Annotated in this window: 23 protein-coding genes; 7 read left to right on the top strand and 16 right to left on the bottom strand. The window is 65.1% G+C overall.

Translation table 11 applies throughout. The annotated features are described in order from the left end of the window. Positions 1-840 carry a glycine betaine ABC transporter substrate-binding protein gene (locus ACZ5AC_RS16510; RefSeq protein WP_464248659.1) on the top strand — a complete coding sequence of 280 codons (840 nt, stop codon included), beginning with the start codon at positions 1-3 and terminating at the stop codon, positions 838-840. A gap of 209 nt (positions 841-1,049) precedes the next feature. Here ACZ5AC_RS16510 and secA read toward each other — a convergent pair whose 3' ends face one another. Then, on the bottom strand, positions 1,050-3,566 hold the full coding sequence (secA, locus tag ACZ5AC_RS16505; protein ID WP_464248658.1) for a preprotein translocase subunit SecA: 2,517 nt from the start codon (positions 3,564-3,566) through the stop codon (positions 1,050-1,052). 138 nt (positions 3,567-3,704) lie between these two features. Here secA and ACZ5AC_RS16500 point away from each other — a divergent pair, with 138 nt between their 5' ends. Further along, entirely contained in the window at positions 3,705-4,289 is a 585-nt protein-coding gene (locus tag ACZ5AC_RS16500; RefSeq protein WP_464248657.1) for a cysteine hydrolase family protein, read from the top strand. A 6-nt stretch (positions 4,290-4,295) separates the two neighbouring features. Here the strand turns inward: ACZ5AC_RS16500 and smpB are convergent, their stop codons facing one another. From smpB to ACZ5AC_RS16425, 15 genes are all read right to left on the bottom strand, one after another. After that, positions 4,296-4,760 (bottom strand): SsrA-binding protein SmpB, encoded by a 465-nt coding sequence (smpB, locus tag ACZ5AC_RS16495; RefSeq protein ID WP_028578073.1) that lies wholly within the window; start codon positions 4,758-4,760, stop codon positions 4,296-4,298. Between the two features lie 23 nt (positions 4,761-4,783). After that, on the bottom strand, positions 4,784-6,550 hold the full coding sequence (gene ptsP / locus ACZ5AC_RS16490; RefSeq protein WP_464248656.1) for a phosphoenolpyruvate--protein phosphotransferase: 1,767 nt from the start codon (positions 6,548-6,550) through the stop codon (positions 4,784-4,786). Next, a complete protein-coding gene (locus ACZ5AC_RS16485; RefSeq protein ID WP_464248655.1) occupies positions 6,550-6,828 on the bottom strand; it encodes an HPr family phosphocarrier protein in 279 nt (92 codons plus the stop codon). Before ACZ5AC_RS16485 ends, ptsP begins: the two co-directional genes overlap by 1 nt. Positions 6,829-6,837: 9 nt before the next feature. Continuing rightward, the gene (locus tag ACZ5AC_RS16480; RefSeq protein ID WP_464248654.1) at positions 6,838-7,584 is read right to left on the bottom strand and encodes a PTS system mannose/fructose/sorbose family transporter subunit IID; all 747 of its coding nucleotides are present in this window, start codon (positions 7,582-7,584) and stop codon (positions 6,838-6,840) included. Between the two features lie 2 nt (positions 7,585-7,586). Further along, positions 7,587-8,417: a 16S rRNA (cytidine(1402)-2'-O)-methyltransferase gene (gene rsmI, locus ACZ5AC_RS16475; protein ID WP_464248653.1), complete on the bottom strand. Its 831-nt coding sequence runs from the start codon at positions 8,415-8,417 to the stop codon at positions 7,587-7,589. Beyond that, a complete protein-coding gene (locus ACZ5AC_RS16470) occupies positions 8,368-8,772 on the bottom strand; it encodes a YraN family protein (RefSeq protein WP_464248652.1) in 405 nt (134 codons plus the stop codon). The genes rsmI and ACZ5AC_RS16470 overlap by 50 nt, the downstream gene beginning before the upstream one ends. Next, positions 8,754-9,347, bottom strand: a complete 594-nt coding sequence (locus ACZ5AC_RS16465; protein WP_464250625.1) for a ribonuclease HII — start codon at positions 9,345-9,347, stop codon at positions 8,754-8,756. The genes ACZ5AC_RS16470 and ACZ5AC_RS16465 overlap by 19 nt, the downstream gene beginning before the upstream one ends. A 37-nt stretch (positions 9,348-9,384) precedes the next feature. After that, on the bottom strand, positions 9,385-9,732 hold the full coding sequence (gene rplS / locus ACZ5AC_RS16460; RefSeq protein WP_464248651.1) for a 50S ribosomal protein L19: 348 nt from the start codon (positions 9,730-9,732) through the stop codon (positions 9,385-9,387). A gap of 44 nt (positions 9,733-9,776) precedes the next feature. Then, positions 9,777-11,051: a tRNA (guanosine(37)-N1)-methyltransferase TrmD gene (gene trmD, locus ACZ5AC_RS16455; protein ID WP_464248650.1), complete on the bottom strand. Its 1,275-nt coding sequence runs from the start codon at positions 11,049-11,051 to the stop codon at positions 9,777-9,779. Positions 11,052-11,087: 36 nt separating this feature from the next. Next, positions 11,088-11,636 carry a ribosome maturation factor RimM gene (gene rimM, locus ACZ5AC_RS16450; protein ID WP_464248649.1) on the bottom strand — a complete coding sequence of 183 codons (549 nt, stop codon included), beginning with the start codon at positions 11,634-11,636 and terminating at the stop codon, positions 11,088-11,090. A gap of 1 nt (position 11,637) precedes the next feature. Then, entirely contained in the window at positions 11,638-11,871 is a 234-nt protein-coding gene (locus tag ACZ5AC_RS16445; RefSeq protein ID WP_028578083.1) for a KH domain-containing protein, read from the bottom strand. Positions 11,872-11,933: 62 nt separating this feature from the next. Next, on the bottom strand, positions 11,934-12,179 hold the full coding sequence (rpsP, locus tag ACZ5AC_RS16440; RefSeq protein ID WP_028578084.1) for a 30S ribosomal protein S16: 246 nt from the start codon (positions 12,177-12,179) through the stop codon (positions 11,934-11,936). A gap of 72 nt (positions 12,180-12,251) precedes the next feature. Beyond that, entirely contained in the window at positions 12,252-13,760 is a 1,509-nt protein-coding gene (gene ffh, locus ACZ5AC_RS16435; RefSeq protein ID WP_464248648.1) for a signal recognition particle protein, read from the bottom strand. Between the two features lie 165 nt (positions 13,761-13,925). Then, positions 13,926-15,116 (bottom strand): pyridoxal phosphate-dependent aminotransferase, encoded by a 1,191-nt coding sequence (locus ACZ5AC_RS16430; protein ID WP_464248647.1) that lies wholly within the window; start codon positions 15,114-15,116, stop codon positions 13,926-13,928. Positions 15,117-15,142: 26 nt separating this feature from the next. Further along, positions 15,143-16,546, bottom strand: coding sequence for a sigma 54-interacting transcriptional regulator (locus ACZ5AC_RS16425; RefSeq protein WP_464250624.1), 1,404 nt, complete (start codon positions 16,544-16,546; stop codon positions 15,143-15,145). Between the two features lie 136 nt (positions 16,547-16,682). Between ACZ5AC_RS16425 and larB the strand changes: the two genes are divergently transcribed. The 5 genes from larB to ACZ5AC_RS16400 are packed head-to-tail and all read left to right on the top strand — an operon-like array spanning position 16,683 to position 21,235. Next, a complete protein-coding gene (larB, locus tag ACZ5AC_RS16420; RefSeq protein WP_464248646.1) occupies positions 16,683-17,435 on the top strand; it encodes a nickel pincer cofactor biosynthesis protein LarB in 753 nt (250 codons plus the stop codon). Between the two features lie 2 nt (positions 17,436-17,437). Beyond that, positions 17,438-18,547 (top strand): glycosyltransferase, encoded by a 1,110-nt coding sequence (locus ACZ5AC_RS16415; protein ID WP_464248645.1) that lies wholly within the window; start codon positions 17,438-17,440, stop codon positions 18,545-18,547. Further along, positions 18,544-19,542 carry a polysaccharide deacetylase family protein gene (locus ACZ5AC_RS16410; RefSeq protein WP_464248644.1) on the top strand — a complete coding sequence of 333 codons (999 nt, stop codon included), beginning with the start codon at positions 18,544-18,546 and terminating at the stop codon, positions 19,540-19,542. The genes ACZ5AC_RS16415 and ACZ5AC_RS16410 overlap by 4 nt, the downstream gene beginning before the upstream one ends. Beyond that, positions 19,539-20,630, top strand: a complete 1,092-nt coding sequence (locus tag ACZ5AC_RS16405) for a glycosyltransferase (RefSeq protein ID WP_464248643.1) — start codon at positions 19,539-19,541, stop codon at positions 20,628-20,630. Before ACZ5AC_RS16410 ends, ACZ5AC_RS16405 begins: the two co-directional genes overlap by 4 nt. Then, positions 20,627-21,235: an RIO2 family protein gene (locus ACZ5AC_RS16400; protein ID WP_464248642.1), complete on the top strand. Its 609-nt coding sequence runs from the start codon at positions 20,627-20,629 to the stop codon at positions 21,233-21,235. The genes ACZ5AC_RS16405 and ACZ5AC_RS16400 overlap by 4 nt, the downstream gene beginning before the upstream one ends. Positions 21,236-21,270: the final 35 nt, after the last annotated feature.

Raw genomic sequence — 21,270 nt, 5'->3', positions numbered from 1 at the left:
ATGAAAAAAAACCTGCTTACCCTGATCTGTCTGATGTTCCTGGCCGCGCCGGCCATGGCCGCCAAGGACAAGGTCCGCATCGCCTACGTCGAGTGGGACTGCGCCACGGCCAGCACCATGACGGCCAAGGCCGCCCTGGAGCAGATGGGATATGAAGTCGAGACCCTGCCCGTCGCCGCGGCCGCCATGTGGCAGGCTCTCGGCACGGGCGACGTGGACGCCATGGTCACGGCCTGGCTGCCCGTGACCCACGCCGACTACTACGAAAAGGTCAAGGACAAGGTTGAAAAGGTCTCCGTGGTCTCCGGCGGCGCCAAGCTCGGCTGGGCCGTGCCCGCGTACGTGACCATCGACTCCATCGAGGAGCTGAACGCCAACGCCGACAAGTTCGACGGCAAGGTCATCGGCATCGATCCCGGCGCGGGCCTCATGAAGCTGTCCGAGCAGGCCATGGCCGACTACGGCCTGAACAAGCTCGAACTGATGGAAGGCAGCGGCGCGACCATGACCGCGGCCCTGGACACCGCCATCAAGAACAAGGAGTGGGTGGTCGTCACGGCCTGGTCCCCGCACTGGATGTTCGGCAAGTGGGACCTCAAGTACCTCAAGGACCCCAAGGGCGTGCTGGGCGGCGAAGAGAAGATCGAGGCCATCGTGCGCAAGGGCCTGAAAGAGGACATGCCCGAGGTCCACGCCTTCTTCTCCAACTTCAAGTGGGACTCCCCCGCCCAGCTGCAGATGGTCATGGCCTGGAACCAGGCCGGCGGCACCCCCGAAGAGAACGCCAAACGCTTCCTGAAGGAACACCCGGATACCGTGAAGGGCTGGATGGGCAAGTAGACGAATGCAATGCGGGGCTCTGCCCCGCGCCCCGCAAGGGGCTCGCCCCTTGACCCGATTTGGGGTTAGGGGCTCGACTCCCATTTCCGGCGTCTCGACCATCCCCCCTAAACGGCGGGCAGGGGGCGCGCCCCCTGCCCGCCGGAGGCCTCTTCCTCCTCTCCCCACCACCAACGAAAAACCCCGGCTCGCACCGGGGTTTTCGTTTTTCAGGCCTGCTTGCCGCAGCAGCGTTTGTATTTCTGACCGCTGCCGCAGGGGCAGGGGTCGTTGCGGCCGACCTTGGGGTCGGCGCGGCGCACGGTGTCGGGCTTGGTTTCGGCGGGTTCGCTGCCGCCGGCGTATTTCACCTCTTCCTGCTCCTCGTGCTTGAGCTCCTCCTGGCGGACGATCTCGATGCGCAGGTGCATGAGGGCCTTCATGGTGTTCTCGCGGATGCGGAAAAGCAGGTCCTCGAAGAGCTCGAAGCCTTCGCGCTTGTACTCCTGCTTGGGATCGCGCTGGGCGTAGCCGCGCAGGCCGATGCCCTCCTTGAGGTAGTCCATCTGCAGAAGGTGGTCCTTCCAGTTGCGGTCCAGAGCGTCGAGAAGGAAGAAGCGCAGGACTTCCTGATACTGGTCCGGGGCCGCGGCGCGGTGCTCGTCGAGGACCGAGAGGACGGCGGCGCGGGCTTCGTCCTTCTCGACGTACTTTCCGGGTTCGACCCTGCGCTCCAGGGCGAAGATCTCGTCCAGCTTGGAGCGGACCATGCCCCTCAGTTCCTCGGGGGACTCGGAGTGGCCCTTGCGGTTCTCCATGGGCTCGTAGATGTCAGAAAGCAGGTCGTCGATGAACTCCTCGACGGTGGGCTGCACGTCCTCGACGGTCATGAATTCGCGGCGCAGGGAGTAGATGACCTCGCGCTGCTGGTTCATGACGTTGTCGTATTCGAGGAGTTGCTTGCGGATCTCGAAGTTGTGGCCTTCGACGCGCTTCTGGGCGTTTTCGATGGAGCGGGTGATGAGCGGGTTCTCGATGGTCTGGCCGTCTTCGAGGCCGAGGCGCTCCATGATGCCGGCGATGCGCTCGGAGCCGAAGAGGCGCATGAGGGTGTCGTCGAGGGCCAGGTAGAAGCGCGAGGAGCCCGGGTCGCCCTGGCGGCCGGCGCGGCCGCGCAGCTGGTTGTCGATGCGGCGGCTCTCGTGGCGTTCGGAGCCCAGGATGTGCAGTCCGCCCAGTTCGCGCACGCCCTCGCCCAGCACGATGTCCGTGCCTCGGCCGGCCATGTTGGTGGCGATGGTCACGCGGCCCTTCTGGCCGGCCTGGGCCACGATCTCGGCTTCCTTCTCGTGGTGCTTGGCGTTCAGCACCTCGTGGGGGACGCGCTTCTTCTTGAGGAGTTCGGAGATGAACTCGGACTTCTCGATGGAGGTCGTGCCCACGAGGACGGGCTGGCCCTTGGCGTGAAGCTCCCGGATCTCCTCGACGATGGCCTCGAACTTCTCCTTCTGGGTCTTGAGGATGACGTCGGGGAAGTCCTTGCGGACCATTGGCTTGTTGGGCGGGGCGACGATGACTTCGAGGCCGTAGATCTGCTGGAACTCCACGGCCTCGGTGTCGGCCGTGCCGGTCATGCCGGCCAGCTTCTCGTACATGCGGAAGAAATTCTGGAAGGTGATGCTGGCCAGGGTCTGGTTCTCGGCCTCGACCTTGACGCCCTCCTTGGCCTCCAGGGCCTGGTGCAGGCCGTCGCTGAAGCGCCGTCCCGGCATGAGGCGGCCCGTGAACTCGTCGACGATGACGACCTGCCCGTCCTTGACGATGTAGTGGTCGTCGCGGGTGAAGAGGTAGTGGGCGCGCAGGGCCTGCAGTATGTGGTGCTGCAGGGTGATGTTGGCCGGGTCGAAGAGATTGCCGACGTTCATGATCTCTTCGCAGTGCACCACGCCCTCGTCGGTCAGCACGACGGTGCGGGCCTTCTCGTCGATGGAGAAGTCCTCGTCGCGGGCCAGCTTCGGGATGATGGCGTTGACGCGGGCGTAGAGGGAGGTCGACTTCTCGCCCGGGCCCGAGATGATGAGCGGGGTGCGGGCCTCGTCGATGAGGATGGAGTCCACCTCGTCGACGATGGCGAAATTGAGGGGGCGCTGCACGAGCTGGTGCCGGTAGAACTTCATGTTGTCGCGCAGGTAGTCGAAACCGAACTCGTTGTTGGTGCCGTAGGTCACGTCGGAGCCGTAGGCGGCCTGGCGCTCGGCGTCGGTCAGGCCGTGGACGATGACGCCCACGGTCAGGCCCAGGAAGGTGTAGAGCTGGCCCATCCAGGCCGCGTCGCGGCGGGCCAGGTAGTCGTTGACCGTGACCACGTGCACGCCCTTGCCGGACAGCGCGTTCAGCACCACGGGCAGGGTGGCGACCAGGGTCTTGCCTTCACCGGTCTTCATTTCCGCGATCTTGCCCTGGTGCAGGATGACGCCGCCCATGAGCTGCACGTCGAAGTGGCGCATGTTGAGGACGCGCCTGCTGGCCTCGCGGGTCAGGGCGAAGACCTCGGGCAGCAGGGAGTCGAGCTCGCGCCCGCCGGCCACCTCTTCGCGCCAGGCGGACATGCGCGCCGGGAAGTCGGCGTCGGACAGGGCCTGCATGGCGGGCTCGAAGGAATTGACCTGTTCCACGATGGGACGCAGGGACTTGAGGTATCTGTCGTTTCTGGATCCGAATATCTTCTTGGTCAAATAACCGATCATGAATACTCCCGACTCGTTGGTCCTGGGGGTGTAAGAGATTCTTGCCGGGCGCGGCCGCGACCGCTAAGTTCCTTGGCCACCGCCCGCGTTCACGCACTAGGGCAGTTTCCACGCAATGACAACCACAGGAAGGACGCCATGAACGAGGCCCTGCTCATCATCGACATGCAGAACGATTTCGCCGTGCCCGGGGGTACGTGCGAAGTGCCCGGGGCCCACGCCACCATCCCGGCCATCCGCAGGGTGCTCCTGCGCTTCCGGGAACTGGGGCTGCCCGTGTTCCACGTCGTGCGCGAATACCGCGCCGACGGTTCGGACGTCGAGATCACGCGCCTCGCCGCCCTGAAGGAAAAAGACATGGTCGTGCCCGGCACGCCGGGGGTGCGCATCGTCCCGGGCCTGGAGCCCGAGGCGGGCGAGTACCGCATCGTCAAGCCGCGCTTCAGCGCCTTCATGTTCACGGAGCTGGACCTGATCCTGCGCCGCAAGGGCATCACGCACCTCGCGGTCACGGGCACCCAGCTGCCCTTCTGCCTGCGCGCCACCCTCTTCGACGGCCTCTGCCTGGGCTACCGCATGACCCTGCTCACGGACGCCTCCTCCTCGCGCACCGAGGAGATTCACCAGGCCAACATCCGCGACATCCGCGACGCGGGCATGGACTGCGTCACCGTGGACGAATACCTGCGCGGCCTGGCCGCCGGGGCCCGCACCGCGTCCTAGCCCGCGTCAGAATCGGTTCAGTTCCCGCTCCGTGTCGCGGTCCACGGCCTTCTGCTTGAGGTCCTCGCGCCGGTCGTGGACCTTCTTGCCCTTGGCCAGGGCCAGCTCGATCTTGATCTTGCCGTCCTTGAAATAGAGCTTGGTCGGCACCAGGGTCAGACCCTTCTGCTCCATCCTGGACTTGAGGGAGGCGATCTCGTGGCGGTGCATGAGGAGCTTGCGCTCGCGGTCAGGCTCGTGCTGGGCGTAGCCCGCGTTGGCGTAGGTCGAGATGTGCACGCCCGAGAGCCAGGCCTCGCCGCCTGAAATGCGCACGTACCCGTCCATGAAGTTGACCTTGCCGTCGCGCAGGGATTTGACCTCGGAGCCGGTCAGCATGATGCCGGCTTCGATGAAGTCCAGCAGTTCGTAATAATGTCGGGCCTTGCGGTTGGTCGCGATGACCTTGATGCCCGTCGGTTTGGCGCACATGGGAAAATCCTTGGAATTGAAGGCTACTCGTCCACCAGGGAGGAGTAGAACATGAGCTCCTCGGGGAAGCGTCGGAAGATCATTTCCCGGACGAGCTTGTTGTTGCGGGCCACGGACTGGCTGGTCATGACCTGTTTCAAAAGGGCGCTGCACTCCTCCATGGAGGCCTGGCGCACGATGCGCTTGATGCCCGGGATGGCGTGGGGTCCCAGGCTGATGGAATCGACCTGCATGCCCATGAGCACGGGGATGCAGAAGGGGTCCGCGGCCAGCTCGCCGCACAGGCAGACCTCGATGCCGGCCCGGTGGGCCGAGTCCACGACCCACTTGATGGAGCGCACGATGGCCGGGTGCAGGGGCTGGTACAGGTAGGACACGTCCTTGTTGGTGCGGTCGATGCCCAGAGAGTACTGGATCAGGTCGTTGGTGCCGATGCTGAAGAAATCGACCTCGCGGGCCAGGAAATCCGCCGTGATGACGGCGCTGGGGACCTCGATCATGATGCCCATGGGCATGTCCTCGCGGAAGCAGATGCCCTCGGCGTGCATCTCCCGCTGCACCTCGCGGTAGAACTTCTTGACCTCGACGAGCTCCTGCAGCCCCGAGATCATGGGAAACATGATGGACACATTGCCGAGCACGCTTGCCTTGAGGATGGCGCGCAGTTGCGTGCGGAACACGTCGCGGTGCTTGAGGCAGTAGCGGATGGCCCGAAGCCCCAAGGCGGGGTTGGGTTCGCTCGGGACCTGCATGCGCATGAGCTTGTCGGCCCCGACGTCCAGGGTGCGGATGACCAGCTTCTTGGGCGCGACCAAAGAGGCCATGTCCATGTAGATCTCGGTCAGCTCGTCCTCGGTGGGCATGCCGCCGTGGCTCATGTAGCTGTATTCCGAGCGGTACAGGCCGATGCCCTCGCCGCCGTTGTCGTTGACCGCCACGACCTCCTCGAAGAGCTCTATGTTGGCCAGCACCTGCATGCGGTACCCGTCGATGGTTTCGGCGGGCAGCTGGCAGGAGCGCATGATGGTGGCCTGGTAGCTCTCGAACTGGGCCTGCAGGTCCGTGTAGCGCGCCAGCTCGTCCTCGTCGGGATCCAGGATGATGCGCCCGTGGAAGCCGTCGAGGATGATGATGTTGCCCTCGGCCAGGTCGTCCCCGAGGCCCTCCACGCCGACCACCGCCGGAATCTGCAGGGATCTTGCCAGGATGCCGGCGTGGGAGGTCTTGCCGCCCTGGGCCGTGGCGAAGGCCATGATCTTGTTCACGTCCAGCTCGATGGTGTCGGCCGGGGACAGATCGTGGGCCAGGAGGATGGCGCGGTGGGTGATGGCGTTCAGGCCCCCCTCGCCGCCGACCAGCTTGCCGAGCACCCTTTCGGCCACGAGGCGCACGTCCTGCATGCGCTGGCGCAGATACTCGTCGGCGATGGCCGCGAAGACCTCCTGCAGGTCCCCCACGGCGCGCTCCAGGGCCCACTCGGCGTTGATCCGGGTGTTCTCGATGTGGTCCAGGGCGCGCTTCCTGAACTTGTGGTCGCGCAGCATCATGAGGTGCGACTCGATGATGGCCGCGTGCTCCTTCAGGTCCTCGGGCACGAGGCTTAAGATCCGCTCCAGGTCCTGCAGGGCGGCTTCGAAGGCTCGGCCCAGGCGCTCCATTTCGCGCGGTACGTCCTCTTCGCCCAAGGTCTGGCGGGCCATGCCGGAAAAATGGTTCCTGTTCAGGCAATAGGCCTTGCCGATGGCGACGCCTGCGGAAACCGGAATGCCGTAGAGGGTGCGGGAAGGCATCAGCGATCCTCTCCAAACATGTCTTCGAACATCTTCGTCAGGCTCGAAATGGCTTCGGCTGCGTCGGGCCCCTGGGCCCGCAGCCGCAGCTCCGTGCCCTGCGGGGCGGCCAGGGACAGGAGGTCCAGGATGGATTTCGCGTCGGCCTCCATGCCGCCGGAGTGCACGCTGATGCTGGCCGCATAGCGCTGGGCCTCCTGCGAAATCTTGCCGGCGGGCCGGGCATGGAGGCCGAGACTGTTGCCGACCCGGATGGTTCTTTCCTGCACGTCGTCCATACGCATCACCTACATGGATACAAAGGGGAGAACCCTCTCCCAGGGGACGGCCAAACCGCCCAGCACCAACGCCGCCAGGATCAGGTCGCGGTCCCTGGACCGGAACATGCCGCACGCGGCCAGCAGAACCGCGCAGCCCGCCCAGGCCGGGGTCCAGAGTCCGCCCCGCGGCGCGACCTGAAGCACGAACAGGGCCAGCAGAACACCGTTGACCAGCTTGAGACGCCGCCCCCAGTCGATGAGCCCCCAGGACTTGAGGCGCTGGAGAAAGGCCAGTCCCTGGGCGTAGCCGCGTCCGAAGGTGAACATCTTGAAAAACTGCAGGGCCGCCAGGCAGAGGAGCACCCAGAGGGCCAGGAGCCAGATGCGGTCCGCGGCCGCGAGGTTGACCCCGACCAGGGACCACATGACCAGGAAGCTGCCACCGAAAAACGAGTCCCCCAGGGCCGAGAGGGTGTAGACCGTGGTCGTACGCAGCTTGGGCAGGATGTCGGCGGGAAGCAGGCCCGCCGCGATCTTGCGCTCCATGGCCAGGAATATCCCGGCCAGCAGCGGCGTCCAGTAGGGGTGGGTGTTGTAGTGCTTCAGGTACCTGCCGCGGGCGCGCTTCAGGGCGGCCGGGTCGGCTCCGTACAGGGCGCGCAGACCGGGCTCCATGATGAAGGCCAAGCCAACGTTCTGCATCCCGCGGGTGTTGAACGTGGCGCCGACCATGTAGGTGCGCAGAAAAACCTGCAGCAAGATGCGCGTATCCAACCCTACTCCGCGTCCTGTTCGAGAATCAGCTCGTAAATCCGCTTGGCGGTCCAGCCCCTGGTCCGCTCGCGCACGGCCCGGGCGGCGTCCTTGGGGCGCATGCCCCCCCCGATCATGGTCCGGGCCAGGCCGAGCACCTCCGCTTCACCCGTGGCGGCTCCCGCCTCGGGAGGACCCACGACCACGGTAACCTCACCCATGAGTTCGCCGTCCATGTCGAGGGCCTGACCAAGCCTTCCGTTGATAAACTGCTCATGTTTCTTGGTCAATTCCCGGGCCAGACAGAATTCCCTCTCTCCGAGAACCTCGAAGGCCAGCGCGAGCGTCGGCAGGACGCGGTTCTTGCGCTCGAAGAAGACCAGGGTGGCCGGCACGTGGGCGTACGCGCCGAAAAGGGCCCGCACCTCGCCGGCCTTGCGGGGCGGAAAACCCAGGAAGACGAAGGGGTACGGAGGCAGGCCGCTGGCCATGAGGGCGGTGACGGGCGCGCAGGGACCGGGCACGGGCACGATGGGAACGCCGGCCTTGCGGCAGGCCGCCACGAGTCGGTAGCCGGGGTCGGCGATGAGAGGGGTTCCGGCGTCGGAGACCACGGCCACCTGCAGCCCCTGGCCGAGCAGTTCCAGGACCTCGGCGATGCGGCTGTCCTCGTTGTGTTCGTGCAGGCTCATGAGGCGCTTGCCGCCGATGCCCGCCAACTGCAGGAGGTGGCCGGCGCGGCGGGTGTCCTCGGCCAGGATGACGTCGGCGGCTTCGAGGGTCTGCCGCGCCCGGGGCGAAAAATCACCAAGGTTGCCAAGGGGCGTGGCCACGATCCAGACCGTCCCGTACATCGATGATATCCTCCCAGTGTTCGACGAGGGTCTCCCCGTCCAGGAAAAGCACGGCCACCAGGTCGAAGCGGCAGGGCCGACTCCAGGCCTTCTTGCGGCTCAGGTACTGCGACGCGGCCCGGATCAGGCGCTTTCTCTTGGCCGGGCCCACGGCCTCGCCCGGCTCACCGCGCACGTGACCCGAGCGGGTCTTGACCTCGACGAAGACGAGGGATCCCCGGTCCTCGCAGACCAGGTCAAGCTCACCCCCGACGCAGCGGACGTTGCGCTCCACGACCCGCAGGCCTTTCTCCTGCAGGAACGCGGCGGCCAGGTCCTCCCCGGCCAGACCCGTGATCAGATGCCGGGCAGCCACAGGGTCTTCTCCCGGGGCGCGGGGCACACGCCCTTGAACGTCCTGCGATGGGCCGGGCTGGGGCCCAGGCGCCGCAGGGCGTCGAGGTGCTCCTGCGTGCCGTAGCCCTTGTGCACGGCCAGGCCGTAGCCCGGGTAGCGCTCGTCCATGCGATCGAGCAGCTCGTCCCGGAAGGTCTTGGCCAGGATGGAGGCGGCGGAGATGCAGGGGTGGATGGCGTCGCCCCCGACCACGGTCGTCAGCGGCAGGGTCGAGGGAAAGGACCGGTTGCCGTCGACCAGCACGCAGTCGGGCTGCACGCGCAAAGCGCACAGCGCCCGCGACATGGCAGCCAGGGTGGCCTGCAGGATGTTGATGCGGTCGATTTCCCGGGGCCAGGAAAAACCTAAGGCCCAGGACACTGCCTGGGCCTTGATGGCTTGTGCGAGCACCGCGCGACGCCGCGGGGAAAGCTTCTTGGAATCCGTCAGTCCCGGGAGGTCGTACCCGGGGGGCAGGATGACGGCCCCCGCCACGACCGGGCCGGCCAGGCAACCGCGGCCGGCCTCGTCGATGCCGGCCCGGACCCCGTCCATGCCCCGGGAACAGCCTCTCTGGCTGAGCAAATCGGGCCTACCAGGCGTTCTTGGTCTTGATGCGGGCAGCCTTGCCCTTGAGGCGACGCAGGTAGTAGATGCGGCTCTGACGCACCACGCCTTCGGACACGACCTCGATGCGGTCGATGCTCGGGGCGTGCAGGGGGAAGATGCGCTCCACGCCGACGCCGTCGGAAACCTTGCGCACGACGAAGGTGCTGTCCGTGGTGCCTCTCTTCAGACGCATGACCACGCCCTGGAAGACCTGGATACGCTCCTTTTCCCCTTCGATGATGCGGGTATGCACCTTGACGGTGTCACCGGCCCGGAACTTGGGGACGTCGGCACGCAGGTGCTCGCTTTCGATCTTTTTGATGATGTCCATGATTTTCTCCTTTATCTGAAGCGGCCTGTACGCCGCCACGAATCTTAACCCACATCGCCCAGCAGGCGGTCCACCATGATGGACGCCGCGGAGCGGACAGAAAGGTGGTTGTACCTATCCATAAAACGTATGGCCCGCAACATGCCGTCGGCCCCTTCCAGAACCTCGGGCCGCAAACCGTGCCCCGTGCCCAGCACCAGCAGGACCGGTTCGTCCCGCAGCCACCGGGCCGCCTGCTCGCAGGTCATGTTCCCGGCCTTGGCGCTGGTGGCCAGAACCTTGGGCCTGCGCCCCGTGCGCGCGGCGATGTCGGCCACTGCGTCACCCAGGAGACTTACCACCCGGACCCGGCCCAGGGCCTCGCTGCGGTCGGGGTTGGCCGTGAGCCCGTACCCCTCGCGCCAGTGCCCCACGAGCGTGCGGGCCAGCTCCTGCTGATCCGCCACGGGCGTGCAGATGTAATATCCGCCGAGCCCATAGGTACACGAAACGCGTGCAATATCGTGGAGGTCGAGGTTTGTCAAAGACGTTGTGATGGTCTGGCCGGATTTATTTTCGACCGGGTAGTGCACCAGGGCCACGTGCAGGTTGCGTCCCGGCCGGACCCGGTCCAATGCCTTGAGATACTTGATGTCCGAGTCGGTCAGCGGCGCCCTGGACAGGATGTCCGGCCGCATGTGCAGGGTTGTTTCCAAACTCTGTTCCCGCCGCCACTGGGCGATGCGGCCGTGGTGCCCGGAAGACAGGACTTCGGGCACCTTCAGCCCCTCGTACTCCTCGGGCCGGGTGTAGTGCGGGTATTCGAGGAGGCCCGTGCTGAAGCTCTCCTCGTCGGCGCTCTCGTCCTTGCCCATGAAGTCGGGGATGAGCCGGCCCACGGCCTCGATGAGGCACAGGGCGCCGGTCTCGCCGCCGTTCAGCACGAAGTCGCCCACGGACACGGGCTCGATGGGGCAGAGCTCCTCCAGGCGGGCGTCGAAGCCTTCGTATCGCCCGCACAGCAGGGCCAGCTCCTCCTCCCCGGCCAGCTCGCGGGCCAGGGCCTGGGTCAGGGGGCGGCCCTTGGGGCTGAGCATGAGGATGCGCGCCTTGGGCCCGAGGGTGGACAGTGAGCGCCGCAGCGGGTCCACGGCCATGACCATGCCCGGCCCGCCGCCGTAGGGCCGGTCGTCGACGTTGTGGTGCTTGTCCGTGGAGTGGTCGCGCGGGTTGATGAACGAAAACTCGACCAGCCCCTTCTCCCGGGCCTTGGAAAGCAGACCGCAGGACAGGGGCGATTCGAAGAATTCGGGAAAGATGGTGATGACGGAAAAACGCATTGCATGTGCTCCGGCCGGGACCGACCGGAGGTCGGATCAGGGGTTCTGGTACAGTTCGAGGAGCCCCTCGGGAGGGTCGACGACGATGACGCCGGCGTCCAGGTCGATGTCCAGCACGAACTCCTCCACGGCCGGCAGCAGGATCTCGCGGCCCTGGTCGTCGTGGATGAACCACAGCTCCTGTCCGGCCACGTCCCGGATGTCCGCCAGGATTCCGATCCGCGAGCCGTCGACGTGCATGACCGGCAGGTCGATGAGATCCTCCGGCCGCACCTCGCCCTCATCGAGCTCGGGCAGGTCCTTCTCCCTGGCCAGCACCTCTGCTCCCCGCCAGCCCTCGGCCTGGTCCCGCCCCTGACAGCGGTCCACCAGGATGAGCGCGCGCCCCTGGTGGGCGCGCCACTCCAGAAGCTCGCAGGGCCTGGGCTTCTTGCCCGGAAGCTGGAGGTAGATGCGCCGCAATCCCTCAAAGAGGAAAGGGGAGTCTGCATAAAGTTCGATGCAGAGCTCCCCCTTGAGGCCATGCGGTTTCTGGACCCGGCCCAGCTCCACAAGCCTGACCGGGCCTGAATTCTCGACGGACACGCTACTCCAGAATCTCCAGGACGGAACGTTTCCTGGCCTTGGTCGAAGCCGCGCCCAGTATGGTGCGCATGGCCCTGGCCGTGCGACCCTGCTTACCTATGACCTTGCCAAGGTCTTCCTTGGCAACCTTGAGTTCAATGACGGAAGTCTGCTCGCCCTCGATTTCGGAAACGGAAACACTGTCCGGATTGTCAACCAAAGACTTGGCTATGAATTCGATCAAATCCTTGAGCATAGGTACCTCCGCTGTAGAGCTGTGGGGTCGCAAGTCGAGCCGAACGACGAGCCTTGGAGGTACTAATTACTGAATCCAGCTTTCTTTAGCAAGGAGCGAACGGTATCCGTGGGCTGCGCGCCGCGTTCCATCCAGCTTTTGATCTTGTCCTGGTCGATCTTGATGTCGGCGGGCTCGGTCATGGGGTTGTAGTAGCCCACGTAATCAAGGACCCGGCCGTCGCGACGGGAAGCGGAATCCACGGCGACGATGCGGTAGAAGGGTTTCTTCTTGGAGCCCATGCGGGTCAGTCTGAGTTTCATAGCCATTGTAGTTCTCCCTGAACGTAAGTGTGGTGCGCGTCCGGCGCCCCCCTCCAGCGGAAGGGGCAAGCCGGGCGGCTATTTTTTCTTGCGCTGCTTCTTGGCCTTCTTGCGCTTTTCCTTGAGCTTGGCCGCTTCCGCGGCCGAACGCCCGCCAGGCCCCTTTCCGGGCATACCGCCCATGCCGGGCATTCCGGGCATCCCGCCCGGCAGAGCTCCGGGCATTCCACCCATGCCGGGCATCCCCGGCATTCCGGGCATGCGTGCGCCCTGGGGCATGGCCGGCATCTTGCCGCCCATCATCTTCTTCATCATCTTCTGCATCTGCTCGAAATTCTTGAGCAGCTGATTGACTTCCGTGACCGTGACCCCGCTGCCTTTGGCGATGCGCTGCTTGCGGCTGGGGTTGATGATCTTGGGGTCGTGGCGCTCGGCCATGGTCATGGAGTTGATCATGGCCTCGACCCTGGCCAGCTCCTTCTCGGGTATCTGCACGTCCTGCAGCTGCTTGCGGATCTGGCCCATGCCGGGGATGAGCTTCATGATCCCCTCAAGGGAGCCGAGCTTCTTGATGCGCCGCATCTGCGTGCGGAAATCTTCGAGGTCGAACTCGGCCTTCTTGAACTTCTTCTCGAGGGCCTCGGCCTCCTTGGCGTCGATGGTGGCCTGGGCCTTCTCGATGAGCGTCAGGACGTCGCCCATGCCCAGGATGCGCGAGGCGATGCGGTCCGGGTGGAAGACCTCCAGTTCGCTCAAGCGCTCGCCCATGCCGACGAACTTCAGCGGCTTGCCGGTGATGGACTTGATGGACAGGGCTGCGCCGCCGCGGGCGTCGCCGTCCATCTTGGTCAGGACCACGCCGGTGATGTCCAGGACCTCGTTGAACTTCTCGGCCACGGTCACCGCGTCCTGGCCGGTCATGGCGTCGGCCACGAACAAAATTTCATTGGGCCGGCATTTTTCCTTGATGCCGACCAGCTCCTGCATGAGCAGCTCGTCGATGTGCAGGCGGCCCGCCGTGTCGAGAATGATCACGGAGCAGCCCTTGAGCTCGGCCTCGCGCATGGCCGCCGCGCAGATGTCCACCGGATTCATCTCCACGGTGGACGGGTAGACCGGCACGCCGAGTTCCGAGCCGAGCTTGGTCAGCTGGTCGATGGCCGCGGGGCGGTAGACGTCGGCCGGGACCAGATAGGGCTGGTACTTCTGGCGGCGCAGGTACAGGGCCAGCTTGGCCGCGGACGTGGTCTTGCCCGAACCCTGCAGGCCGGCCATCATGATCACGTAGGGCGGCTTGCCCTTGAAATCCAGGGCGTAGCTCTCGCCGCCCAGGAGTTCGATGAGCTCCTCGTGGACGATCTTGATGACCTGCTGCCCCGGCGTGAGGCTGCCGAGCACGTCCTGCCCCAGGGCCCTGGCCTTGACCCGTTCGACGAAGTCCTTGACGACCTTGAAGTTGACGTCGGCTTCCAGCAGGGCCAGGCGCACTTCGCGCAGGCCTTCCTGGATGTTGCCTTCGTCGAGGCGGCCGTGGCCGCGCAATTTTTTGAAGACCGATTCAAGCCGGTCTGACAAGCTGTCGAACATGCAAGGGCACCTATTGTAGGGAAAAGAAGTAGGGTTGCATAGACAAGTTCCATGCACCCGTCAAGTACGGTCTCGGCGCCCCGCAACGCTGCGCGTCGCAGGGGCCGAGACGAAAAAAAGGCGGAAAACGTCCGACGGTCGAAAAGCCGTCCGGGCCCGGCAGTTCTAACCCATGGCCTTGGCGAAGGCCCGCGCGAAGCCGGGACCGGCGCCGCGGATGGTGCTTTCGTCCACGCAGAAGGCCAGACGGAAATAGCCGGGGTAGCCGAAGCCCGAGCCCGGCACGGCCAGGATCTGCTCCTGCATGAGCTCGTTCACGAAGGCCGCGTCGTCGCTGCCCTTGGGGATGCGCGGGAAGAAATAGAACGCGCCCTGGGGCATGGAAAAGGCGAAGCCCGCCTCGCGCAAGACCTCGGCCATGGCGTCTCGACGGCCGGCGTAGATGGACGCGTCCACCTCGTGGCCGAGAGCCTTGGCCAGCAACTTCTGCCCCACGGCCGGGGCGTTGACGAAACCGAGAATCCGGTTGGTCAGGATGACGCCCGCAACCAGCTTGCCCGCCTCGGGCATGGCCGGGTTCACGGCCACGTACCCGACCCGCTCCCCGGCCAGGGCCAGGTTCTTGGAGAAGGAGCTTACCACCACGCTGTGCTCGTAGACCGGGAAGATCGCCGGGACATCGGCGCCGTCGTAGGCCAGGAATCGGTACGGCTCGTCGGAGATGAGCAGGATGGGCCGGCCCGTGCGGGCCGAGGCCTGGCGCAGGACGTCGGCCAGGCTGGCCAGCTCATCTAATGTATAGATGCGGCCGGTGGGGTTGTTGGGCGAGTTGACGAGCACGCAGCGGGTGCGCTCGGTGATGGCCGCGGCCAGGGCCTTGATGTCGAGTTCGAAGGTCAGGGGCTTGGACGGCACGGCCTTCAGCACGCCGCGGTGGTTCTCGGCGTAGAAGCCGTACTCCACGAAATAGGGCGCCGGGCAGAGCACCTCGTCGCCGGGCTCGAGCACGGCCCGGAACAGGGCGTTGATGCCGCCGGCCGCGCCGCAGGTCACGACCACCTCGTCGGCGCTCACGGCCGTGCCCTGCTCGCCGGAGATGACCTCGGCCAGGCGCGCCCGCACCTGCGGGTAGCCGGCATTGGGCATGTAGCCGAAGGCGAAGGGCTTGCAGGCGTCGTCGGCCAGCTCGCGCAGGCCTTGGGCCACGGCCGCGGGCGGAGCCAGGTCCGGGTTGCCCAGGCTGAAGTCGTACACGTTCTCGGGCCCGTACTTCTTCTTGAGTTCGATGCCGGCCTCGAACATGCGCCGAATCCACGACGATCTGGACAGGTAGCCCTCAACTTGCGAACAAAGCATGATATGTCTCCTTCACGGCCCGGTCTTCAGGGAATGTCCAGGCCGATCTTTCTGTATTCACCGAGTTTGTTGCGCAGGGTGCGCACGGAAATTCCAAGCAGCTCCGAAGCCTTGGTGCGGTTGCCGGAGGTCCAGTCCAGGCTTTTTATAATGAGCTGCATCTCCATCTCCTGGATGGTCGGGATGCGGCCGCCCTCTTCAAAGGAAATGGACGGGGCCTGGACCGGGGCGGCGCTGCCTGCCGCGTCCTCGGCCTCCTCGTCCTCCGGCGACCATTCCTGGCCGTCCATGAGGAAGTGCACGGGCCGGATGGGGCCGCCGCCGGCCAGGAGCACGGCCCGCTCCATGAGGTTCTGGAGTTCGCGCACGTTGCCCGGCCAGTCGTGGGCCATGAGCCACTGCCTGGCGTCGTCCGAGAGCTGCAGGGCGCCCAGGCCGTATTCGCGCGAATTGCGGCGGATGAAGAAATCGGCCAGGAGCAGCACGTCCTCGCCTCGCTGGGCCAGGGGCGGCAGGCGCAGGGGGATGACGTTCAGGCGGTAGAAGAGGTCCTGACGGAACTCGCCCCTCTCCACGCTCTGCTCCAGATGGCGGTTGGTGGTGGCCAGCACGCGCACGTCGACCTTGACGGTCTCGACCCCGCCGACGCGGTCGATCTCGCCCTCCTGCAGGGCGCGCAGGAGCTTGGCCTGCAGGGGCAGGGCCATCTCGGAAATTTCGTCGAGGAGCAGCGTGCCGCCGCTGGCCAGCTCGAACTTGCCCAGCTTGCGCGAGATGGCGCCGGTGAAGGCGCCCTTCTCGTGCCCGAAGAGCTCGCTCTCCAGCAGATGCTCGGGCAGGGCCGCGCAGTTCACGGCCACGAAGGGCCCGTTCTCCCGGCCCGAATGGACGTGGATGAAGCGCGCGAACATCTCCTTGCCCGTGCCCGACTCGCCGGAGATGAGCACCGTGGCCTTGGACGCGGCCACCTGCCGGGCCAGGGCCAGGACCCGCATCACGGCCGGGTGCCGACCGATGATGGACACTTCGCGCGGCTTCCCCTGGGGCGACGCGGGGGGGGGGGCGGGGGCGGATGGACCGTCGGAGGGCAGGGCGGCCTGGACCTTCTCCCAGGTCAGGGGGCAGAGCCAGTAGTCCTGGGCGCCAAGCTCCATGAACAGGCGGGCCTCGTCGGCGCTGCCCTTGTCCGTGAAGACGATGACCGGGAGGGGGTTGCCTGACTGCTGCACGGTTTCAAGCAGGTCCTGGGCGCGGTATCCGGGCAGGCTCGGCAGGGTGAAGACGAGGTCGGCCTTGCGCCCCTCGATGACCTTCATGGCCGAGGCGCGGTCCTCGACGACCATGGCCTGGCAGTCATGGGCCTTGAACTGCGCATGGAGCGGGGAAACAAGTTCCGATCGTGAAATGAAGAGGATACGCTTGGCCGCCATATCCGCGCACGCTATCTTTTCCAAGGCCTCTTTGCAATACGGGCCGGGCCAAGCGACTTGCCCGCTCTCGGCCCTTCTGCTAGGGCTGGGGCGGATTTTCCGTGACTGCCCATCGTTTTATCAGGTACATTTTTTCATGAACCCCAAGGATCTCAAGCAACTGCTGCGCGCTGTCGCGGCCGGAACCGTCTCCTGCGAAGCGGCGGAGCAATCCATTACCGGCTGCGGTCACGACGGGCTGCACCTCGACCCCGGTCGTTTCGAGCGCACCCGCGTGGGCGAGGTGGTCTACGGCCAGGGCAAGACCCTGGAACAGATCGCCGCCTCCCTGGACGCCCTCGGACGGCACCACCCCGTCCTGGCCACCAGAATCACCGAGGGCCATGGCCGGGAACTGCTGCGCATCTTCCCGCACGGATACCTGTGGGAGGAGGCCCGGCTCTTCAGCCTGGGCGCGGACCTGCTTTCGCCGGACCCCAGGGCGCCCGAATCCGACGTGCTCATCGTCACGGCCGGCTCCTCGGATCTGCCCGTGGCCCGCGAGGCTCTGGGCACCGCCAGGTTCCTCGACTTGAGTGCGCACCTGGTCTCCGACGTGGGAGTGGCCGGCCTGCACCGCCTGGAGCGGCACCTGGACACCCTGCGCCAGGCCCGCGTCGTCATCGCCGTGGCCGGCATGGAAGGAGCCCTGCCCAGCGTCCTGGGCGGCCTGGTCAAGGCCCCGGTCATTGCGGTCCCGACCTCGACGGGCTATGGGGCCAACTTCGCCGGCCTGACCCCGCTCCTGGCCATGCTCAACTCCTGCGCGCCGGGCGTGGGCGTGGTCAACATCGACAACGGCTTCGGGGCGGCCGTGCTGGCGAAGAAAATCTTGGGTCAAAACGGGTAACCATGCGCAAACCGGTTCTTTTTCGGGTCACGAACAACCTCAAGGTGGGGGGCGTCCAGCGCAGGCTGCGTGCGCTCCTGCCGCTGCTCACGGAGCATTACGACGTCCACGTCGTGACCTACAAGGACAAGGGCGTGTTCTTCGACGAACTGGCGGCCGAAGGCGTACGGACGCACTTCCTGCCCCGCAAGGGCCACTGGGACCCGCTGGCCATCTCCAGGCTGGCCCGGCTGTTCCGGGAACACAAGGCCGACATCGTGCACACCCACTCCTTCGGCGGCAATATTTTCGGAATTCTGGCGGCAGCCCTGGCCCATGTGCCCGTACGCATCGGCCAGGTCCACCTGAGCGAGCTGCACTGGTACGGCTCCACCGCCCTGCGGCGCCGGAAGCAGATGCTGGAGGAAACGCTTGTTCACCGCCTCTTTTCGCACAAGGTGCTCTTCGTCTCCCGCGAATCGCGCGACTATTTCCAGCGGCACACTGGCCTGCCGGACTCCATGCTGCAGGTCCTGCACAACGGCCTGACCCTGCCTGACAAGGTGACACCGGCCCCACGCGAGGAGCTGGGCGTGCCGAAGGACCGGAAACTGGTCGGCTTCGTCGGGCGCCTGTCCCGCGGCAAGGGTGTCGAAAGATTCCTGGACATGGCCCGCGAGGCATGCCTCCAGACTCCGGGCCGGTATCACTTCGTGGTCATCGGCGACGGAGACGGCCTGCCTGGGCACAGGGAATGGGTCCGCGAACACGGTTTGGAGCAGGACGTCACCTTTCTGGGCGAACGCCGCGACATCCACCGCTGCTACGCAGCCCTGGACTGCCTGGCCTTCTGCTCGGAGCCGGGCGTCGAAGGCATGCCCGGCGTGGCTCTTGAAGCCTGCGCCCACGGCCTGCCCATTCTGGCATCAAGAACGGCGCCCCTCGAAGAGATCCGGGACTACTACGACCGCATCGCCTTCATGGACATGCGACGGGCAGTCGATCAGCTCCAATCCGCCATGGCCCTCCCGGCAGCCGACACCGCGGCGCTTTGGGCCGAGTTCTCCATTGAAGCGATGCGGGACAGGACCATCGCCCTGTACAGCGACCTGGCCAGGCGGGCAGCGACATGAGCCTCCTTTCTCTGGCGCAGGCCGCCTTGGGGGGCAGTATCCCCGTACTGTGCTACCACCAGGTGCGGCCGGCCAGCGGCATGACGCCGGAAAAATTCGGCAGCCATCTGGATATGCTTGCCAGGATGGGGCTGGAAAGCATCAGCCTCGAACACATGCTTGATATCGTCCGGGGCAAGCGGCGCATGGCTGGGCCATCGGTGGTCCTGACCTTCGACGACTGCACGTTGGACAACTGGGTCTATGCGGTGCCTGAGTTGCTGCGGCGCGGCATGTGCGCCACTTTCTTCGCCGTCACGGATTTCCTGGCGCCCGGCAAGGCTCGCCTGCGTGCGGATCAGGGCGGTCAGGGCACAATCGTGCCTTCCCTGGGCGAGATCATGCGCAAAGCGCTCAAGGGGCATTTCGAGGACTTCATGAACCATGGAGAGGTCCGGGCCATGGTTCGCGAGGCAGGGATGGAGGTCTATTCGCACTCGGCAGCGCATCAGGCCTGCTTCATAAATCGGGGTCGGCAAGGCGTTCTGGGAGACAACCGACACTGGAGCCATCAGGCCCTGTGCGGGCCGGCCCCTGCGGACACCCCCGTCCACCCCGTCGGAAGCGCATACGCACATGCCGGCTTCGGCCTTGACTGGGCCGGCCGACCGCTGACCCTGGCAACGCCCGAAGAGCGCATGGCCTTCTGCCTTGATGATTTCAGCAGCAGCAAGGGGCATTTGGAGAGGATTCTCGAAAAGCCCTGCCCTTTCCTCTGCCTGCCGTGGGGGGAATATGACGACATCACCCTGGAAGCGGCCAGGCAGGCAGGATTTGAAAGCGTACTCAATCTTCAGGCCGGACACGTCGGGCCGGGAACGGCCCCCCTGCGCATTGGGAGGCTGGCGGTCAAGGACAACAAAAGCCGCGTCTGGCTCGGGGTCAAGACGGCCCTTCTGTCCACAAGGCCCACGGCCTCGCTGGTCCGGGGAAGACGACCAAAGGGGCGAACGTGAACATCTGTTTCGTCAACTCCACAAACAAATGGGGCGGCGTCAAGAGCTGGACCCTGGACGTTGCCTGCGGTCTGACCAAACGGGGCCATCACGCCGTCATTGTCGGACGCCCCGGCCCCTTCGTCGACAAGGCGCGCGAGATGGGTTTGGAAGCCCTGGGGCTCTCCTTCGGTCCGGATTTCAACCCCCGACTGATTTCGCGCTTCCTAGGGATGTTCCGCAGGGGAAAGATCGATCTGGTCGTTGTCAACGTCGGCAAGGACATGCGTTCCGCCGGTCTTGCGGCCAGGGTTCTCGGCATCCCTGTCGTGCACCGGGTGGGGCTGGCGGGCGACATGCTGAACACCTGGAAGGTGCGCCTGATGCACAAATGGGTGCGGCCCTCCATCCTGGTCCCTTGCGAGCAGATCAAGAACGGCATGCTGCAGGAACTGCCGTATCTCAGACCGGAAGAGGTCACGGTGATCCTGACCGGCAAGGAGCCGGCTCCGGAGCCGCCGGCCACGGTGAACTCCCCCCTGCGCTTCATCTCCACCAGCCAACTCAACGCGGACAAAGGGCACAAGGATGTTCTGGAGGCCCTGGCCGTACTGAAAAAACTCGGGTACGATTTTTATTATGATATTGTAGGGACCGGACGCATAGAGACTGAATTGAAAGCGTTGGCCTCCCGACTCGACCTCAACGACAGGGTCGTGTGGCATGGATTTCAGAAGGATGTGAGGGCATATCTTCGCCAGGCGGACGTTTTCCTTCTCCCCTCGCGCAACGAAGGGCTGCCCAATACCCTGCTTGAAGCAATGGCCGAAGGACTGATCTGTCTGGCCCGCGATGTAGGCGGAGTAACAGAATGCTGGCCCGCCGCCGCGAACCGGCTTCTACTCCCCCGCAACGCGGCAAGCGACGCATTTGCAAACGCTCTGAAAGAACTTCTGCAAACTGAAGGAAGCTTACGACTCAAGTTGAAAATGCTGTTCTGGGAGCATTCGATGTCCAACTCCCGACAGCGAATGACCCGTGTACTGGACTCTTTTTTCAGCAGGATATCCGGGGCGGCATCAATCGAGGACGCAGGGGAGAAGTCATGATCGAACTCGGCGAAATGCTCGTGAAGGGCGGCTGGTGTCAAATTCTTGCCGTACAGGGCAGGCCGGATCTCTGCGCCAAGGTGCTTGTCCCGAAGCGGCGCTTCAAGGGTGGAAAGCCCGAGCCCGACCGTATCGTCAGTGCCAAATACGGCATCACCGACTTTCTCGAATACGAGTGGGCAAACTATCTGAAAATCATGGGAAGGTGCCCAGAGGACCTGAAGCGCCATTTTGTAACCATGCATGGGATAGAGAACTCTCAGGACGGCCGCAAAGCCTTGATCATGGATGTCGTCAGGGACGACAGGGGGGAGATCGCGCCCAATCTGGTTCGCAATGCCCGTCCCCTTGACCCGCGTTTCCATGAAATTCTGGAGCGCATCAGACGCGAAGTATTTGTCGCTCACGGTATCGACCACTTCGGGATCGTGCGCCGCAATATCCTGGTCCGCGCGCCCGGGGATCCGGTCATCATCGACTTCCAGACGGGCCGCGAGCGCTTCCGCGGCCAGTTCTGGCTCCGCCACCCGTGGTTCGTACGTCAAAAAATCAACCGCTGCTTCCGCAAGCTGTATTTGGAGATGGGCGTCAAGCCCGACTTTTAGACATGGTATCAGCAAATAACCAGACAATGAGGCTC

The sequence above is a fragment of the Desulfomicrobium aestuarii genome (assembly GCF_055385525.1).
Note: the sequence above shows the minus strand (reverse complement) of the source record. Positions and strands in the feature narration are given on the sequence as shown.

Excerpts from the sequence above, each read along its gene's own strand:
- rsmI (WP_464248653.1), bottom strand. The coding sequence starts at position 8,417 with ATGTACGGGACGGTCTGGATCGTGGCCACGCCCCTTGGCAACCTTGGT.
- ACZ5AC_RS16410 (WP_464248644.1), top strand. The coding sequence starts at position 18,544 with ATGAGCCTCCTTTCTCTGGCGCAGGCCGCCTTGGGGGGCAGTATCCCC.
- ACZ5AC_RS16445 (WP_028578083.1), bottom strand. The coding sequence starts at position 11,871 with ATGCTCAAGGATTTGATCGAATTCATAGCCAAGTCTTTGGTTGACAAT.
- ACZ5AC_RS16415 (WP_464248645.1), top strand. The coding sequence starts at position 17,438 with ATGCGCAAACCGGTTCTTTTTCGGGTCACGAACAACCTCAAGGTGGGG.
- trmD (WP_464248650.1), bottom strand. The coding sequence starts at position 11,051 with ATGCGTTTTTCCGTCATCACCATCTTTCCCGAATTCTTCGAATCGCCC.
- ACZ5AC_RS16465 (WP_464250625.1), bottom strand. The coding sequence starts at position 9,347 with ATGGACGGGGTCCGGGCCGGCATCGACGAGGCCGGCCGCGGTTGCCTG.
- secA (WP_464248658.1), bottom strand. The coding sequence starts at position 3,566 with ATGATCGGTTATTTGACCAAGAAGATATTCGGATCCAGAAACGACAGA.
- ACZ5AC_RS16425 (WP_464250624.1), bottom strand. The coding sequence starts at position 16,546 with ATGGCGGCCAAGCGTATCCTCTTCATTTCACGATCGGAACTTGTTTCC.
- smpB (WP_028578073.1), bottom strand. The coding sequence starts at position 4,760 with ATGTGCGCCAAACCGACGGGCATCAAGGTCATCGCGACCAACCGCAAG.
- ACZ5AC_RS16510 (WP_464248659.1), top strand. The coding sequence starts at position 1 with ATGAAAAAAAACCTGCTTACCCTGATCTGTCTGATGTTCCTGGCCGCG.
- ACZ5AC_RS16400 (WP_464248642.1), top strand. The coding sequence starts at position 20,627 with ATGATCGAACTCGGCGAAATGCTCGTGAAGGGCGGCTGGTGTCAAATT.
- ffh (WP_464248648.1), bottom strand. The coding sequence starts at position 13,760 with ATGTTCGACAGCTTGTCAGACCGGCTTGAATCGGTCTTCAAAAAATTG.
- rplS (WP_464248651.1), bottom strand. The coding sequence starts at position 9,732 with ATGGACATCATCAAAAAGATCGAAAGCGAGCACCTGCGTGCCGACGTC.
- rpsP (WP_028578084.1), bottom strand. The coding sequence starts at position 12,179 with ATGGCTATGAAACTCAGACTGACCCGCATGGGCTCCAAGAAGAAACCC.
- ptsP (WP_464248656.1), bottom strand. The coding sequence starts at position 6,550 with ATGCCTTCCCGCACCCTCTACGGCATTCCGGTTTCCGCAGGCGTCGCC.
- ACZ5AC_RS16500 (WP_464248657.1), top strand. The coding sequence starts at position 3,705 with ATGAACGAGGCCCTGCTCATCATCGACATGCAGAACGATTTCGCCGTG.
- larB (WP_464248646.1), top strand. The coding sequence starts at position 16,683 with ATGAACCCCAAGGATCTCAAGCAACTGCTGCGCGCTGTCGCGGCCGGA.
- ACZ5AC_RS16485 (WP_464248655.1), bottom strand. The coding sequence starts at position 6,828 with ATGGACGACGTGCAGGAAAGAACCATCCGGGTCGGCAACAGTCTCGGC.
- ACZ5AC_RS16430 (WP_464248647.1), bottom strand. The coding sequence starts at position 15,116 with ATGCTTTGTTCGCAAGTTGAGGGCTACCTGTCCAGATCGTCGTGGATT.